This is a genomic window from Larkinella sp. C7 (assembly GCF_006149005.1).
GTDB lineage: Bacteria > Bacteroidota > Bacteroidia > Cytophagales > Spirosomataceae > Larkinella.
On record NZ_VBSL01000004.1, the window covers coordinates 498,349 to 513,407 of the forward strand.

The following is a 15,059-nucleotide window of genomic DNA, read 5'->3' on the forward strand; positions in this document are numbered from 1 at the left end:
GCTGTCTGATAATTGCTATGTGTAACAAAAATTGATCCTGATTTTCGGGATTGACCACTAGCTACTTTTACGGCATGGTTTTTAATCTTCTCCACCTACTATTCCATCCTGTGGCCCGGCATTCTCTTCCTTATCACCGAGAAATGTTGTATCTTACGAATGCTCAACAACTGATTTTTCCATGTGTTATTCCGTCAATGCCCTGGCTGAACTGGTCGAATTGGCAAAATTGAATAAAATCTCTCATTATCCGGATTCGTACGTTCCAGTCGGAAAAATTTCCGGTTTTACTCATCCGCTGTTGCCCGTTATTACGCAGGAAAATCCGCAGGAAATCCAGCTTTTTCAATGGGGATTATTACCGGCCTGGGCCCGGGAAGAGCAAGCGGCCGAACTGGCCAACATGACCCTCAATGCCAGGGAAGATTCGATCTTCGAAAAACCGTCTTTTCGGGATAGCATCGGCTCGAAACGCTGCCTGCTGCTGATCGACGGTTTTTACGAATGGCGCCACGAAGGGAAACAGAAAATTCCGTATTACATCACCCTGACGGATCAAAAACCGTTTGCCCTGGGCTGCATTTATTCGGTCTGGAAAAACCGGCCGACGTTCTCGATCGTGACCACGAAGGCCAACCCGCTCATGGAATACATTCACAATACCAAAAAGCGCATGCCCCTCATTTTGAGCCGCGTAGAAGAACGGCGCTGGCTTGACCCGGAGCTGACCAAGGCCGAAATCAAGGAGCTGATGCAGCCACTGGACGACGGGCTGATGGAAGCGAAGGTGCTAGCCTGATGGCTTTAGTTTAATCCCAACACCCGGTCAATCCGCTCAATAATCGCCCGCAAATCATCCGGATGGTTCACATAATCCAGCTCGTTTACATCGATCACCAGCAATTTTCCGGCGGTGTAGTCGGCCGTAAACGCTTCGTAATACCGGTTTAAATTCGCCAGATACGCCGGGCTGATGGACCGCTCATAGTCCCGGCCCCGCTTGCGGATCTGCTCCCGCAGCTTGGGAATCCCCGCGCGCAGGTAAATCATCAGATCCGGCGGACGAACCAGTTCCAGCATGTTCTCAAACACCCGGCGGTACGTCTGATAATCGCGCGGACTCATCAAACCGCTCTCGTGCAGGTTGCGGGCAAAAATGGAGGCATCTTCGTAAATCGTCCGGTCCTGCACCACCGACCGGTTTCCGGTATTGATCGTCAGCATCTGCTCAAACCGGCTGTTCAGAAAATAGATCTGGAGGTTGAACGACCAGCGCCCCATATCCTCGTAGAAATCCACCAGATACGGGTTATCTTCGACGGCTTCTTTCAGGACTTCCCAGCCATAATGATTGCCCAATAAATGGGCCAGTGTCGTTTTTCCGGCCCCGATATTTCCGGTTATCGCGATGTGCATAGCGTTCATCAGTTACCCAAACGTGGACGTCAGGGATACTTTTTGTATCTTTGTGTGTAAACCAGTGACAGGAATTGTTTGTGTTATGAAGCCCTATCGCGTTTTATTATATTACTGCTATACAACCATTGAAAACCCGGAGCAGTTTCGGGATGAACACCACCGGCTGTGCATCCGGCTCAATTTATTGGGCCGAATCATCATTGCACCCGAGGGACTGAACGGTACGGTGTCGGGACTGCCCGCCGATTGTGACGAATACATGCGGATAGTGAAATCCGATCCGCGGTTTGAAAGCCTGGAATTTAAGGTCGATGATTACGCCAGCCACGCGTTTCAGAAACTGAATGTGCGGCTGAAAGACGAGATCGTCAATTCCGACCTGCCCGTGGACCCGCGCGTCAAAACCGGCATTCACCTCGAACCGAATGAATTCCGGCAGATGAAGGACGATGAAGACGTGGTGCTGATCGACATGCGGTCCAATTACGAACATTCCGTCGGCAAATTCAAAGGCGCGATTACGTTCGACATGGAGAATCTGCGGGAACTGCCGCAGCACCTGGACGAAATCAAACACCTGAAAAACAAAAAAATCATTACGTATTGCACGGGCGGCATCAAGTGCGAAAAAGCCAGTGCCTACCTGCTCGATCAGGGATTCGAGAACGTCTACCAACTTCACGGTGGCATCATCAAATACGGCATTGAAGAAGGCGGTGAAGACTTCGACGGCAAGTGTTACGTGTTCGATAACCGCGTTGCCGTGGATGTCAACCAGGTGAACCCGGTGGTGATTTCAACCTGCTACCGTTGCGGAACGCACACCGACCGGATGATCAACTGCGCCAGCCCGGCCTGCAACAACCACGTGACGCTCTGCGAAGCGTGTGGAGACGAACACCAGGGAACCTGCGCGGATGCCTGCAAAAACGATCCGGCCCTGCGCCCCTACGACGGCACCGGCTATTACGCGAAAGAAACCCGGGGGTACTCGCCCCTGCTGGGCTACCGGAGTCAGCAATCAACCCTGAGTCACTAACGGTTTTTCGAGAACAAAGTCATTCATCCAGTACGGCCCAATCGGAATATTTTCTTCCCGGACCACTTCAAAGCCCAGCCGTTCGTAGAATTGCCGGGCTTTGTTATATCGGTTTACGTTCAGATACAGGCGGTTTCCGCCCGCCGAAAGGCACCGGCGGATGACTTCCTCCAGCAAAAGTCGTCCGGTTCCCTTGCCCTGTTCGGTCGGCAATACGTAGATTTTGTGTAACTTAAACCGCTCTATGTCGGCTTCATTGCGCGAGAACGCGGCAAAACCAGTCAACTTCTGATCGGAAAAGGCCAGAATAAACTCCTGTTTTTCGATGGTCATTTGCTCCCGGAGGGCCTCCTGTGAATAAATGGCCTGAAACATATAGGTAATCTGTTCCTGGTCGAGAATGGCGCGGTAGGTCGGCTCCCAGATTTGTTCCTGCAGGGCAATGATGGATTCGATGTCGGAAAGCGTTGCAGTTTTGAACTCGAGTGACATGTAGTTTACGGTTTAGCCGTACAAAATTAACGGAAAAGATGGGAGACCAGCGGGAAAAGAGCCGAAACCCTTACCTTTGGCTTCCAGTAAACACGCAAAACGAAGTACCATGTCGGAACAAAAACCGCTTATTCTAGTCACAAACGATGATGGCATTACCGCCCACGGCATTCGAACGCTGGTGGGTTTGATGAAACAACTGGGTGACGTTGTGGTGGTTGCACCCAACAGCCCACAGTCGGGCATGGGTCATGCGATCACGATTGCCTCCCCCCTGCGCTTAAACGAAGTCGATCTATATCCGGGAATACCCGCCTACGAATGCTCCGGAACGCCCGCCGATTGTGTCAAGCTGGCGAAACATTTTGTATTGAAAGACCGCAGCCCGGATCTGGTCGTCAGCGGCATCAACCACGGCAGCAATACATCCATCAGTGTGCTGTATTCGGGAACCATGTCGGCGGCCATCGAAGCCGCCATTGAGGGCATTCCCGCGATCGGTTTTTCGCTCTGTGATTACGCCCACGAACCCGATTTTTCGCATACGCACGACCATATTCTGAAAATTGCCGGACATGCCCTTGAACACGGTATTCCCAAAGGCGTTACGCTGAATGTCAATTTCCCGGCCAAATCGGACCAGCCTTTGCAGGAAATCCGGATCTGTCGACAGGCCGATGCGCGCTGGCAGGAAGAGTTCGACCAACGCCAGGACCCCTACGGCCGGAGCTATTTCTGGATGTCCGGGAAATTTGTCAATGACGATACCGGGGAGGATACCGACGAATATGCGCTATCGCAAAACTGCACGTCGGTGGTTCCCTGCCAGCTGGACCTGACGGATTACAAGATCATTGAAACCATGAAATCCTGGAACATCAACGAACGGAATCCGGCCATCCCGGCGCCCGCGCCCGTTGAACCGAATGAACTGATCGAAACCGGTAAACAACAATCCTAACGATTTTGCCCTATGGCCTTATTAGGAAGCTTATTGAAACGGGGGATTTCGCTGACCAACGTGGTTCGGCGAAAGAAATTGAATGCCCTCAAATTACAGAAGAAAACCTTTGTCAAGCTGATCGGGAAAGCGCGTTACACGCAATTTGGACAGGCTTTTCAGTTTGAAGACATTGAGAATGCCGCCTTTTTTGAAGACGAAAAGGCATTCTATAAAAAATTTCGGGAGATCGTTCCCATTTACGATTACAACAAGATTTACAAAGACTGGTGGCAACGGTCGATCAACGGCGAGAAAAACGTCTGCTGGCCGGGTCGGGTCAAGTATTTTGCGCTGAGTTCCGGCACCTCGGAAGCAGCTTCCAAATACATTCCCGTTACAAAAACCATGTCGAAGGCGATTCAGAAAACCAGCATCCGGCAGATTCTGAGCCTGGGTCGCTACCAGCACCTGCCCTCACAACTTTACGAAAAAGGCTTTCTGATGCTGGGCGGCAGCACAACGCTGAATTACCGCGACAACCATTTTGAAGGCGATTTGAGCGGGATTACGGCCAGCCAGATTCCGTTCTGGTTCCAGCAGTTTTATAAACCGGGTAAAGAAATTGCGCAGGAACGCGACTGGGCGTTGAAACTGGACGAAATTACGGAACAGGCGAGCCAGTGGGACATCGGTTTTGTGGTGGGCGTTCCGGCCTGGATTCAGTTGCTGATGGAGAAAATCATTGCCCATTACAAGGTCAAAACCATTCACGACATCTGGCCGAATCTGATGGTGTTCTGCCACGGCGGGGTGTCGTTCGAACCGTATCGGCACGGTTTTGAGCACCTGCTGGCCCGTCCGATCACCTACATCGAAACGTATCTGGCGTCGGAGGGCTTTATTGCCTACCAGACGCACCCCAATGCGGAAGGCATGCAGTTGGTGCTCGACAACGGCATTTTCTTCGAATTTATCCCTTTCAACGACGAAAATTTCAATGCCGACGGCGAGGTCATCGACAAACCCCAGGCGCTCATGATCGACGAAGTGGAGGAAGGCAAGGAATACGCCCTGTTGATCTCGACCTGTTCGGGAGCCTGGCGGTATCTGATCGGTGATACGATCAAGTTCGTTTCCAAAAAACACAGCGAGATCGTCATCACCGGACGAACCAAGCACTTCCTGAGCCTTTGCGGTGAACACCTGTCGGTGGATAACATGAACAAAGCCGTCGAGCTGGCTTCGCAGGAACTCAACATCGATGTGCGGGAGTTTACGGTAGCCGGTATTTCCCACGATACCCTTTTTGCCCACCACTGGTACATTGGCACCAACGACCCGGTCGATGAGACGGTGTTGAAAAACCTCATCGACGCCAAATTGAAAGAACTGAACGATGATTACGCCGTAGAACGTCGACATGCTCTCAAGGATGTGTTTGTAACCGTTTTGCCCGCCACGACCTTTTACAAGTGGATGGAAGCCAAGGGGAAAATGGGCGGTCAGAACAAATTTCCGCGGGTTTTGAAGAAAAATATGATCTCCGACTGGGAAGGTTTTCTGAAAACGCAGGGCATCGAAGTGAGTGCAGCGCGGACATAACCCCGTCCGCGATTCTAACCCCATCAGCGGTCGAAGACCCTGACAGCGGTTAGAATCGCGGACGGGGTTAAATTTGGTTATTGCTTCAACATCGCAATCAGCGGATCGTATAGCCGGGTCCAGGCCAGTTGCAGGGAGATAAAAATAAAGACGACTCCGGTGACCCGGTTGAAGATCAGCACGACTTTGGGCGTAAAAAACCGCTTCAGTTTGTGGGCAAAAACCGCCAGTGCCGATTCGGTCAGGAAGATACTGACCAGACTGGCGATCATAAAACCGTAGCGTTCCTGGTGGCTGTAGTGCAGCGAATTGGTCAGGTAAGCTGCCAGCGTAACCCAGGTTATAAAATTGATCGGATTGATGGCATTCAGGACAAACCCCGTTGTGAAGTAATAGAGAAAATTGCCGAAACGGGTTTTCGGATAAGCCAGCCGGGGGGTCCCTTTAAAGAGGTTGGCAACCCCCATCGCCATTAAAAGAATCACACCAAACAGCGTTAGATAGAACTCGAAACCGTCTATTTTGGGCAAAAAAGCCGTACCGAACAAGGCACAGACGACAAAAATGGCATCGCAAACCACCACGCCAAATGCGATCTTGATGCCCGACCGGTAGCCATTGTCGACACTATTTTGCATCAGGGAAAAAAATACGGTTCCGAACGTCAGGCAAAGCAGAATACCCGCAATAAAACCGTAGAAAATAGCTTCAATCATCATGCGATCAGATCTGTTTCAACCGCGCTACTTTCAGCAGGGCGCAGACGCTGAGGGCATCGGTAATTTCACTGTTCATCACCATCTCCACGGCGTCCGCTAAGGAAACCCGCCGGATTTGCAATTGTTCCGTTTCTTCCGGTTCGTGCGCTCCCTGAGTCAGTTCCTCCGCGATGTACAGAAAGCCCTCTTCGTCGGTGGCCGAATTGGAGGTGTGAATGCGGCCGATCATCGTCCACTTTTCAGCTTCCAGACCGGTTTCTTCCTTCAGTTCGCGCCGGGCCGATTCCAGCAAATCCGTGCCAATGGGAGCACCGCCTTCGGGCACCTCCCAGGAATACTCCTCGAGTGGATAGCGGTACTGGCCTACCAGGTAAGTATAGCCGTCCTGATCGATGGGTACGACGACCACGGCTTTATTCTTAAAACTGACCACCCCGTAAATGCCGGGGGTGTTGGCGGGCGTAACCACCTCTTCGTGTCTGATTTTCAACCAGTTGTTGTCATACACAACTGTTGATGCAAGCGTTTTCCAGGGATTTTCCGTAAACTCCATACCAGCAAATGTAAAGAGAAATCCTTTACAGTTTGCTACCTTTGCAGGCTACAAACCAGCCAATGGCTCCATGCAACCCAGTCAGCGAATCAAATACAAGTGGATGTCGATCTCATTGGGACTGAGTGTGGCATTGATGATTCTCAAATTCACGGCCTGGTGGCTGACGTCGTCCACGGCGGTTTTGACGGATGCTCTCGAATCCATTATCAACGTGATTGCCAGCGGGTTTGCCCTCTATAGCATTTACCTATCCGGCCAGCCCCGCGACCGAAATCACCCGTATGGCCACGGTAAAATTGAGTTTTTCTCCTCCGGTTTTGAAGGGGCATTAATTCTTTCAGCGGGGCTTTTCATCATTTTTCAGGCCATTCAATCCTTTTCGAACCCACAACCTATCACAAACCTGGACTGGGGCGTTGTGCTAATCGCCCTGACCACGGTGGCCAACGCACTGGTGGGCTGGCTGCTGATCCGAAACGGACGGGTTACCCGTTCAATCACACTCATTGCCGACGGTCGTCACCTGCTGGTCGATAGCCTGAGTAGTTTGATCGTGGTGGTGGGCATTGGTCTTATCTGGCTCACCGGGTTGACGTGGTTCGACGGCCTGTTGTCGCTCATTCTGTCGGGGGTAATCATTTTCAACGGTCTTGGCCTGATCCGGCACTCGGTGGCGGGTCTGATGGACGAAACCGACCTGGCCCTTTTGCAACGCATTCTGGATATTCTGAATCAGCACAAGCGCAGCAACTGGATCGATATTCACAACACCCGCGTGCAGCGGTATGGGGCCGATCTGCACATCGACTGCCATTTGACGTTGCCTTATTACTGGACGCTGGCGCAGGTTCACCAGGAAGTTCACGAGTTTGAAGAGGTGCTGAAGCGGGAAATCGACACGGAAGTGGAAATTTTCATTCACGTCGATCCGTGTTTGCCGGAATGTTGCCACTATTGCCGCATTGCCGACTGTCCGGTTCGGGCTCATGCGTTCTCCGGTGATGTGGAATGGACGATTGCCAATATTTCGACCAACCAAAAACACTTTGCCACGGAAGCCGAGCCGAATTGATGCGGTTCTTTTTCAAAAAAATTTTACAAAATCCGATTAAAAAAGTTGGCCGTTATCAACTTTTTTGTAATTTTCGGTGAGAATTTAGTGCTCAAATGAGATACTTAATTCAGGTTGTATTCATATCTCGGTTAAAAAGGCCCCCGCACACGCTGCTGAGGGCCTTTTTCCTTTACAAGACGTTCTGGTTTGGTACTGGCAGTCTTCGAGGGATCATTTTTTAGGTTAAACTGTCCATCAGCCTGACATTTCCCCGCAAATCAATAAAAAAACAATGGACGTTGAGCGGGTGATTCTGCAGCACAATTTTCCTTCCCTTGATCATTTTCTTTGGAAACGGTTTAGTATGAATCTCCCTGGCAAGCGTCAAGGCAAACTCTTTGTGACACTGGAATTCCTCATCCCGGGAACTGAACACCCCAGTCCCATCAATCAGAAATTCCTTGTATGCCCCACAATCTTCGTGTTCTATTATGTACACATCCTGGATATCGTGCAACTTGACGGCTATTTCCAGGTGGTGGTCAAGCGTTGTCTTCCAGGGTTTGAAATGATCATAGTTTTTCAACGCTTTGGGATCGAAGCGATGCCGGTGTTCATGGGCGACGTACCAGCCAGCGCAAAATGATCATACCGATTGTGCAGATTATCGTGGTGAAGGAAATGAAGCAGGTTGTCGGTCAATCGCAGGTCGATACAACTGATGACCAGAATATTTTTGTGAGGCAACTGATATTCCTCAATTTTTGGATAGGTAAGAATTGACATCGTGGACAGGCGTTTAGTATGTGACAAATATAACCGATTCGTTCACAAGACCATACGGCCATCCCGCCCGTCAGGCGTGGTAAGGGTATCGTTCAGGAATCCGATAAACCAAGCTTTTTTAGTATCTTTCCTCACTTTCTTACCAGTTTCGTGATTAACCCATTTAAAACGATTAACCTATGACTTCGCGTCGCTCCTTTTTAAAACAACTCAGCGTTCTGACCGCCACGGCGTCTGCTCTTCCCGCTCTGGCCGAAGCCGCTGCCAAAAAACCGTTCTTCGAGATTTCGCTGGCCGAATGGTCCCTGCACAAGGCGTTGTTCAACGAGAAAAAAATTACGAATCTGGACTTCCCGGCCCTCGCTAAAAATGAATTTGGCATCGATATCGTCGAATACGTCAACCAGTTTTTCAAGGACAAGGCGCAGGATGCGACCTATCTGAAAGAATTGATGATGCGCTGCAAGGACAACGGGGTTCGGAATCACCTGATTATGATCGACGGCGAGGGCTACCTGGGCGAAACCGATGCAGCCAAACGCAATGAAGCCGTTGAAAAACACAAGCCCTGGGTCGAATGCGCCAAAACGCTGGGCTGTAAAACCATCCGGGTCAATGCCTTTGGCAAAGGAACGGCAGAAGAAGTGGCCAAAGCCGCCGTGGAAGGACTGGGAAAACTGGGCGAATTTGCCAAAACCATGAACATCAACGTGATTGTCGAAAACCACGGCAGTTACTCGTCCAACGGCCAGTGGCTGACGGGCGTCATGAAGCAGGTCAACATGAAAAACGTCGGAATTTTGCCCGATTTCGGTAATTTCTGCATCAAACGCAGCGACAATTCCGAGTGGGGCGGCAAGTGTGTGGAAGAATACGACCGCTACAAGGGCGTGGGTGAAATGATGCCGTTCGCCAAGGGCGTCAGTGCCAAAACGCACGATTTCGACGCCAGCGGCAACTGTACGGACACCGACTACATGCGCATGATGAAAATCGTGAAAGACAGCGGTTTCAAAGGCATCGCCGGAATCGAATACGAAGGCTCAACCCTGAGCGAATACGAAGGCATCAAAAAAACAAAAGCGCTCCTGGAGCGCGTAGGGACGCTAGTTTAGGTAAGGATTATGAGTTAAGAATTAAGAGTTAAATGCGTACGTGTGCCATAAACTCTTAATTCTTAACTCATAACTTTTAACTACAAAGCAGCGGTTGGTTCGCTCACGTGGCGCAGGAATTCCTGCCGGGTGGCTTCATCGGACTTGAATTTGCCGCCGTAATGCACCGTAACCGTCGAGCTGTTGACATCCTGAACCCCGCGCATCGAAACGCACAGGTGCCGGGCGTCGATCACCACCGCCACATCTTCGGTCTCCAGCACGGTTTTCAACTCATTGGCAATCTGCACCGTCAATCGCTCCTGCACCTGGGGACGTTTGGCGAAATACTGCACAATGCGGTTCAGTTTGGACAAGCCAATCACTTTACCACTCGAAATATAGGCCACGTGGGCGCGGCCGATGATCGGGACAAAATGGTGTTCGCAGTGCGAATGAACGGTGATGCCCTTTTCAACGAGCATTTCATTGTACTGGTATTTGTTTTCAAACAGGGCCGCCTGCGGTTTTTTCGCCGGGTCGAGACCGCTGAAAATTTCCTTCACGTACATTTTAGCGACGCGCCGGGGTGTTCCTTTCAGGCTGTCATCGGTTAAATCCAGCCCCAAAATGTTCATAATGTGCCGAAAATGGCCTTCGATCAGGTCCATTTTTGCCTCATCACTCAAGTCAAAGGCATCATCACGCAACGGAGTTTCGATGGAAGACGCCACGTGGTCATCACCTATTTCATCGACCGTAATGTCATGAAGCAGGTCATAAGCAGGATGATGGCCGTTAGACCGGGTATTCAACGAAGTTCCGTTCGGTTTCATAGAGTCTGATTTTCAAATCCAGAGATGAATCTAGCTGGCTGCGCAGCGAATCGTAAATAACAATGGCAATATGTTCGGCAGAGGGATTGAGGGTTTTAAATTCTTCCGTGTCTAAATTGAGGTTTTTGTGATCAAACCGGTCCGTAACGCGGTCTTTGATCAAATCACTGAGCAATTTCATGTCCATGACGAAACCCGTGACGGGGTCAACTTCGCCGATAACCTGAACAATCAGCTCATAATTGTGGCCGTGATAATGAGGATTATTGCACTTGCCAAAAACCCGTTTGTTCTCTTCATCCGACCATTCCGGATTGTGGAGACGATGAGCCGCGTTGAAGTGTTCTTTGCGGAACACCGCTACCCGTTTTTTGTCCATTCTGTCAGAACCGGTCGCCCGGATTTTTCGATTGATACTAATTCTCGACCAAAATGTCGTCAGAAAGGATGTCTGCAACACATTTGAGCCGTCAAGCGGTGGGATTGTCCGCCTTCAGGAAGCAATTTCAGTCAGTTTCGCAGGGATAACAGCCCGGTTTCTGATTTGGTTCATACGTATATACCGGCGATTTTAAGAAATTATTAAGCCTTCCGGAATCAACTGTGGGCATCTCCTTGGATAAAAACGCAAGTAATCCCGTCATTTTTTTGGCTCTACCGATATTTTGCTTTTTTTTACGGCTTGGTCCCAAACTATTCCTTAACGACCCAATTCCATTGAAAACGAATCGACGTCATTTTTTGCGTTCTGCGGCCGCAACCGTTTCCTCCGCCCATTTATTTCCCAACATTCTGACCGGTGCCCCCGCTCAGGACCAAAAAGTCCGGCTGGCTTTTATCGGTGTGGGTGGCCGGGGCCGTAGCCACGTCGATCAGGCCATTTACCGGAACGATGTGGCCATCACGGCCATTTGCGACATTGATCCCGATGCGATCAACCGCACCAAGGCCATGATCAGCAAAGCCGGACGACCCGAGCCGGCGGTTTTTGGCAAATCGGACGAAGATTTTCTGAACATGCTCAAACGTGATGACATCGACGGCGTCGTGATTGCTACCCCCTGGGAATGGCACGTTCCGATGTCGGTGGCCACGATGAAAGCCGGTAAATACGCGGGGGTCGAGGTATCGGCGACGGTTACCCTGAAAGAATCCTGGGATCTGATTGAAGCGTCGGAAAAAAGCGGAATGCCCTGCATGATTCTGGAAAACGTCTGCTACCGGCGCGATGTCATGGCGGTTTTGAACATGATTCGTCAGGGTCTGTTTGGCGAAATGCTGTATGCCCACTGCGGATACCAGCACGATTTGCGAACCGTCAAATTTAACGGTGGTATGGGCAAAGAAGGGGTAGAATTCGGAGCCAAAGGCTATTCTGAAGCCCGCTGGCGGACCCAACACTCCGTTGACCGCAACGGTGATCTGTATCCGACTCACGGTTTAGGGCCAGTCGCTCACTGGCTGGACATCAATCGCGGCAACCGGTTTACCTACCTGACGTCTACTGCCACCAAAGCCCGGAGTCTGCACAAATTCGTGGTGGACAAAGGCGGAGCCAATCACCCGAACGCCAAAGTGAATTTCAAGCTGGGTGATATTGTTACGACCGTCATCAACTGTGCGAATGGCGAGAACATCGTCATCATGCACGATACGAACTCACCCCGCCCCTATTCACTGGGTTTTCGGGCGCAGGGCACCCAGGGCATCTGGATGGACGATGGCAAAACCATTTATATTGAAGGAAAAAGCGCCAAACCGCACCAGTGGGAGCCTTTCAAAGCCTACCAGGACCAATATGATCACCCGATCTGGAAGCGTCACGCCCAAACCGCCGAAAATGCGGGCCACGGTGGAATCGACTTTTTCGTGATCCGGGCTTTCATCGAGTCGGTCAAACGGAAAGTGCCGCCCCCAATCGACGTGTATGACGCAGCGGTTTGGAGCGCCATCAGTCCGCTTTCGGAAGAATCCATCGCCAAAGGCAGCAAACCGATTGAAATTCCGGACTTTACGCGCGGCAAATGGAAGACGAATAAGCCCATTTTTGCCTTAACGGATGATTATTAATTCGGTAACGGCCCGATAATCAGAATAAAATTCTTAATTAATAAAAAAATTTAAAATATATTGAACGACTGCGTGTTATATTGCAGGCTCGTTCTCAATTTCTCCAAACTTCTCAAAAAATGACTCCGACTGCAACCCGGAATTCAACCAATAGCTACCTTGGGCCACTGCTCATTGTCGGCATGTTATTTTTCATTTTCGGATTTGTCACCTGGGTCAATGGGGTGCTCATTACCTTTTTCAAACAGGCATTTCAGCTCAGCACCGTGGGCTCCAACTTGGTGGTGTCGGCGTTTTTCATTTCCTACACGCTCATGGCGATTCCGTCGTCCTGGCTGCTTAAGAAAACAGGATTCAAAAACGGGATGTCGCTGGGTCTGATCATTATGGCCATCGGCACCATCACGTTCATACCGGCTGCCAAGGCGGTTTCGTATCCGCTATTCCTGGTCGGTTTGTTCCTGATCGGAATCGGCTTAACGGTTCTGCAAACGGCTTCCAATCCTTACGTGACCATCCTTGGCCCCCGCGAAAGTGCGGCACAACGGATCAGCTTTATGGGTGTCGCCAACAAATTAGCCGGGATTATCAGCCAGTTTATCTTTGGCGGTTTGCTGTTGACGGGTGCCAATGTCATTTCGGCCGAAGAATCGCTGAACAAAGTAGTTACGCCGTATTTGATTCTGACGGGCGTTTTGGTGGTGCTCGCCATGCTGATCCGCTTCTCTACTTTACCCGAAGTATCCGAAGAGCAGGAAGAAGATAAAGCAATAACAGTCAAGCCATTAACTACAGATAGCGTGTGGCAACATGCCAACCTTGTACTGGGCGTTCTGGCTATCTTTTGCTACGTAGGGGTCGAAGTCATTTCGGGCGACACCATCATCAACTACGGCGTTGCGCTGGGCTTTACCAATGACGAAGCCAAATACTTTACGGCCTATACACTCAACGGTATGCTCGGCGGTTACATCCTGGGCATCATCCTCATTCCGCGTTTCCTTTCGCAGCAGAAATCACTCATCATTGGCACGAGTCTCGGTTTGGTTCTGACCGTAGGCGCTTTGCTGACCGACGGGTTTACGTCCGTTTTGTGCATCGCGCTCCTGGGTTTTGCCATCGCACCGATCTGGCCGGCCCTCTGGCCTTTGTCGCTCGACCGGCTGGGTAAATTCACCAAATTAGGCTCAGCTTTGCTCATTATGGGTATTTCCGGGGGTGCGCTACTGCCCCTGCTGCACGGTTATCTGACCGACGCCGTTAGTCCAAAATTAGCGTACGCCATGATTCTGCCCCTGCTAAGCTACATCTTGTATTACGCGCTGGCAGGAAGCAAAAAACACACCTGGTAATGAGCCAATTAAGCGTTTCCACCCCCGGCAGAATCTGTTTGTTCGGCGAACATCTGGATTACCTGGGGCTACCCGTCATTGCCGCAGCCATCAACCGGCGAATCCGGATTACCGGTTCGCACCGGGCGGATCGGAAAGTGGTGATTAACCTGCCGGATGTTAATGAGTGGGAAGAATTCGAGCTATCCGACGCCAGTCTGGTGTATACCAAACCGCGCGATTATTTTCGGAGCAGCTACAATATTCTGTTAAAACACGGTTACCGGTTTTCAAAGGGTGTGGAATGTGAAGTTCACGGAAACATCCCGATCAATTCCGGTACGTCGAGTTCATCGGCCCTGGTGGCTTCCTGGCTGCATTTTCTGATGCGCCTGAGTGACCGTCCGCGGTTGCTGAGTCGGCAGGAAATTGGCAATCTGGCCAATGAGGCCGAAGTGCTTGAATTTGGCGAACCGGGCGGCATGATGGATCATTATTCCACCGCCATCGGCGATGTGATTTACCTGGAGTCGGAACCGCACATTGAAATTGAGGAGTTACGGCCCAAACTCGGTGCTTTCGTGCTGGGCGACTCGCTGGAAGCCAAAGATACGCTGGATATTCTGGGTCGGCTGCGGACCGGCGTCAACGAAATTATTCAGAAAATCAAAGCCGTCAACCCGGAATTTTCGCTCCATACCACGGATGTCCTGGAACTTGACGACTACCGCCCTTTTTTATCGGGCGGAGAAAATACGCTGCTGGAAGGCACGGTTTCGAACCGCGATCTCCTTCGCGAAGCCCGGCAGGTGCTGGAATCAGCCGATCTGGATCACATCCGGCTTGGCAACTTACTCAATCGCCACCACGCCAATCTGCGGGATGCCCAACGCATTTCAACGCCTAAAATCGACCGGATGCTCGAAGCGGCTTTGAATGCCGGGGCGCTGGGTGGCAAAATCAACGGTTCGGGTGGCGGTGGGTGTATGTTTGCCTACGCACCCGGCCATGCCGGAGCCGTCGCCGAAGCCATTGAACGCCAGGGGGGTGCGGCCTTTATTATTCGGGTAGACGAAGGCACCAAGGTCGAAGAATAGAATAACCGACTGATTATCAAT

General features: G+C 51.0%; 17 protein-coding genes. 9 read left to right on the forward strand and 8 right to left on the reverse strand.

What is annotated here, in order from left to right; genetic code table 11:
• The first annotated feature begins 181 nt into the window (after positions 1 to 181).
• Complete coding sequence (locus tag FH871_RS13045) at positions 182 to 799, forward strand: SOS response-associated peptidase (RefSeq protein WP_138991855.1); 618 nt, start codon at positions 182 to 184, stop codon at positions 797 to 799.
• A gap of 5 nt (positions 800 to 804) precedes the next feature.
• Here the strand turns inward: FH871_RS13045 and FH871_RS13050 are convergent, their stop codons facing one another.
• Positions 805 to 1,416, reverse strand: a complete 612-nt coding sequence (locus tag FH871_RS13050; RefSeq protein ID WP_138991856.1) for a deoxynucleoside kinase — start codon at positions 1,414 to 1,416, stop codon at positions 805 to 807.
• 85 nt (positions 1,417 to 1,501) lie between these two features.
• Here FH871_RS13050 and FH871_RS13055 point away from each other — a divergent pair, with 85 nt between their 5' ends.
• Positions 1,502 to 2,458: a rhodanese-related sulfurtransferase gene (locus tag FH871_RS13055; protein ID WP_138991857.1), complete on the forward strand. Its 957-nt coding sequence runs from the start codon at positions 1,502 to 1,504 to the stop codon at positions 2,456 to 2,458.
• Here FH871_RS13055 and FH871_RS13060 read toward each other — a convergent pair.
• Entirely contained in the window at positions 2,441 to 2,950 is a 510-nt protein-coding gene (locus tag FH871_RS13060) for a GNAT family N-acetyltransferase (protein WP_138991858.1), read from the reverse strand. The two genes, FH871_RS13055 and FH871_RS13060, sit on opposite strands and share 18 nt — an antisense overlap.
• Before the next feature lie 109 nt (positions 2,951 to 3,059).
• Between FH871_RS13060 and surE the strand changes: the two genes are divergently transcribed.
• Both surE and FH871_RS13070 read left to right on the forward strand, forming a co-directional pair.
• A complete protein-coding gene (gene surE, locus FH871_RS13065; RefSeq protein WP_138991859.1) occupies positions 3,060 to 3,911 on the forward strand; it encodes a 5'/3'-nucleotidase SurE in 852 nt (283 codons plus the stop codon).
• Positions 3,912 to 3,923: 12 nt separating this feature from the next.
• On the forward strand, positions 3,924 to 5,495 hold the full coding sequence (locus FH871_RS13070) for a GH3 auxin-responsive promoter family protein (RefSeq protein ID WP_138991860.1): 1,572 nt from the start codon (positions 3,924 to 3,926) through the stop codon (positions 5,493 to 5,495).
• 77 nt (positions 5,496 to 5,572) lie between these two features.
• On the opposite strand, the gene FH871_RS13075 is transcribed toward FH871_RS13070, so the two are convergent.
• Both FH871_RS13075 and FH871_RS13080 read right to left on the reverse strand, forming a co-directional pair.
• Complete coding sequence (locus FH871_RS13075) at positions 5,573 to 6,211, reverse strand: LysE family translocator (RefSeq protein WP_138992013.1); 639 nt, start codon at positions 6,209 to 6,211, stop codon at positions 5,573 to 5,575.
• A gap of 7 nt (positions 6,212 to 6,218) precedes the next feature.
• Positions 6,219 to 6,767 (reverse strand): NUDIX hydrolase, encoded by a 549-nt coding sequence (locus FH871_RS13080; protein ID WP_138991861.1) that lies wholly within the window; start codon positions 6,765 to 6,767, stop codon positions 6,219 to 6,221.
• A 70-nt stretch (positions 6,768 to 6,837) separates the two neighbouring features.
• Between FH871_RS13080 and FH871_RS13085 the strand changes: the two genes are divergently transcribed.
• Entirely contained in the window at positions 6,838 to 7,842 is a 1,005-nt protein-coding gene (locus FH871_RS13085; RefSeq protein ID WP_138991862.1) for a cation diffusion facilitator family transporter, read from the forward strand.
• Positions 7,843 to 8,062: 220 nt separating this feature from the next.
• On the opposite strand, the gene FH871_RS13090 is transcribed toward FH871_RS13085, so the two are convergent.
• Positions 8,063 to 8,410 carry a hypothetical protein gene (locus FH871_RS13090; RefSeq protein ID WP_138991863.1) on the reverse strand — a complete coding sequence of 116 codons (348 nt, stop codon included), beginning with the start codon at positions 8,408 to 8,410 and terminating at the stop codon, positions 8,063 to 8,065.
• Positions 8,407 to 8,610, reverse strand: a complete 204-nt coding sequence (locus FH871_RS13095; protein ID WP_138991864.1) for a hypothetical protein — start codon at positions 8,608 to 8,610, stop codon at positions 8,407 to 8,409. Before FH871_RS13095 ends, FH871_RS13090 begins: the two co-directional genes overlap by 4 nt.
• A gap of 179 nt (positions 8,611 to 8,789) precedes the next feature.
• Between FH871_RS13095 and FH871_RS13100 the strand changes: the two genes are divergently transcribed.
• Positions 8,790 to 9,725 carry a sugar phosphate isomerase/epimerase gene (locus tag FH871_RS13100; protein ID WP_138991865.1) on the forward strand — a complete coding sequence of 312 codons (936 nt, stop codon included), beginning with the start codon at positions 8,790 to 8,792 and terminating at the stop codon, positions 9,723 to 9,725.
• Positions 9,726 to 9,805: 80 nt separating this feature from the next.
• On the opposite strand, the gene folE is transcribed toward FH871_RS13100, so the two are convergent.
• Together folE and FH871_RS13110 are read right to left on the reverse strand one after the other, a co-directional pair.
• Complete coding sequence (folE, locus tag FH871_RS13105; RefSeq protein WP_138991866.1) at positions 9,806 to 10,540, reverse strand: GTP cyclohydrolase I FolE; 735 nt, start codon at positions 10,538 to 10,540, stop codon at positions 9,806 to 9,808.
• The gene (locus tag FH871_RS13110; protein WP_138991867.1) at positions 10,503 to 10,919 is read right to left on the reverse strand and encodes a 6-carboxytetrahydropterin synthase; all 417 of its coding nucleotides are present in this window, start codon (positions 10,917 to 10,919) and stop codon (positions 10,503 to 10,505) included. Before FH871_RS13110 ends, folE begins: the two co-directional genes overlap by 38 nt.
• Before the next feature lie 338 nt (positions 10,920 to 11,257).
• On the opposite strand from FH871_RS13110, the gene FH871_RS13115 reads away from it, so the two are divergent.
• The 3 genes from FH871_RS13115 (at position 11,258) to FH871_RS13125 (ending at position 15,038) form a co-directional block, all read left to right on the forward strand.
• Positions 11,258 to 12,610 carry a Gfo/Idh/MocA family protein gene (locus FH871_RS13115; protein ID WP_138991868.1) on the forward strand — a complete coding sequence of 451 codons (1,353 nt, stop codon included), beginning with the start codon at positions 11,258 to 11,260 and terminating at the stop codon, positions 12,608 to 12,610.
• A 119-nt stretch (positions 12,611 to 12,729) separates the two neighbouring features.
• Positions 12,730 to 13,962 (forward strand): sugar MFS transporter, encoded by a 1,233-nt coding sequence (locus FH871_RS13120; protein WP_138991869.1) that lies wholly within the window; start codon positions 12,730 to 12,732, stop codon positions 13,960 to 13,962.
• A complete protein-coding gene (locus FH871_RS13125) occupies positions 13,962 to 15,038 on the forward strand; it encodes a mevalonate kinase (protein WP_138991870.1) in 1,077 nt (358 codons plus the stop codon). Before FH871_RS13120 ends, FH871_RS13125 begins: the two co-directional genes overlap by 1 nt.
• The last annotated feature ends 21 nt before the right edge of the window (positions 15,039 to 15,059 follow it).

Excerpts from the sequence above, each read along its gene's own strand:
- FH871_RS13045 (WP_138991855.1), top strand. The coding sequence starts at position 182 with ATGTGTTATTCCGTCAATGCCCTGGCTGAACTGGTCGAATTGGCAAAA.
- FH871_RS13050 (WP_138991856.1), bottom strand. The coding sequence starts at position 1,416 with ATGCACATCGCGATAACCGGAAATATCGGGGCCGGAAAAACGACACTG.
- FH871_RS13055 (WP_138991857.1), top strand. The coding sequence starts at position 1,502 with ATGAAGCCCTATCGCGTTTTATTATATTACTGCTATACAACCATTGAA.
- FH871_RS13060 (WP_138991858.1), bottom strand. The coding sequence starts at position 2,950 with ATGTCACTCGAGTTCAAAACTGCAACGCTTTCCGACATCGAATCCATC.
- surE (WP_138991859.1), top strand. The coding sequence starts at position 3,060 with ATGTCGGAACAAAAACCGCTTATTCTAGTCACAAACGATGATGGCATT.
- FH871_RS13070 (WP_138991860.1), top strand. The coding sequence starts at position 3,924 with ATGGCCTTATTAGGAAGCTTATTGAAACGGGGGATTTCGCTGACCAAC.
- FH871_RS13075 (WP_138992013.1), bottom strand. The coding sequence starts at position 6,211 with ATGATTGAAGCTATTTTCTACGGTTTTATTGCGGGTATTCTGCTTTGC.
- FH871_RS13080 (WP_138991861.1), bottom strand. The coding sequence starts at position 6,767 with ATGGAGTTTACGGAAAATCCCTGGAAAACGCTTGCATCAACAGTTGTG.
- FH871_RS13085 (WP_138991862.1), top strand. The coding sequence starts at position 6,838 with ATGCAACCCAGTCAGCGAATCAAATACAAGTGGATGTCGATCTCATTG.
- FH871_RS13095 (WP_138991864.1), bottom strand. The coding sequence starts at position 8,610 with ATGTCAATTCTTACCTATCCAAAAATTGAGGAATATCAGTTGCCTCAC.
- FH871_RS13100 (WP_138991865.1), top strand. The coding sequence starts at position 8,790 with ATGACTTCGCGTCGCTCCTTTTTAAAACAACTCAGCGTTCTGACCGCC.
- folE (WP_138991866.1), bottom strand. The coding sequence starts at position 10,540 with ATGAAACCGAACGGAACTTCGTTGAATACCCGGTCTAACGGCCATCAT.
- FH871_RS13110 (WP_138991867.1), bottom strand. The coding sequence starts at position 10,919 with ATGGACAAAAAACGGGTAGCGGTGTTCCGCAAAGAACACTTCAACGCG.
- FH871_RS13120 (WP_138991869.1), top strand. The coding sequence starts at position 12,730 with ATGACTCCGACTGCAACCCGGAATTCAACCAATAGCTACCTTGGGCCA.
- FH871_RS13125 (WP_138991870.1), top strand. The coding sequence starts at position 13,962 with ATGAGCCAATTAAGCGTTTCCACCCCCGGCAGAATCTGTTTGTTCGGC.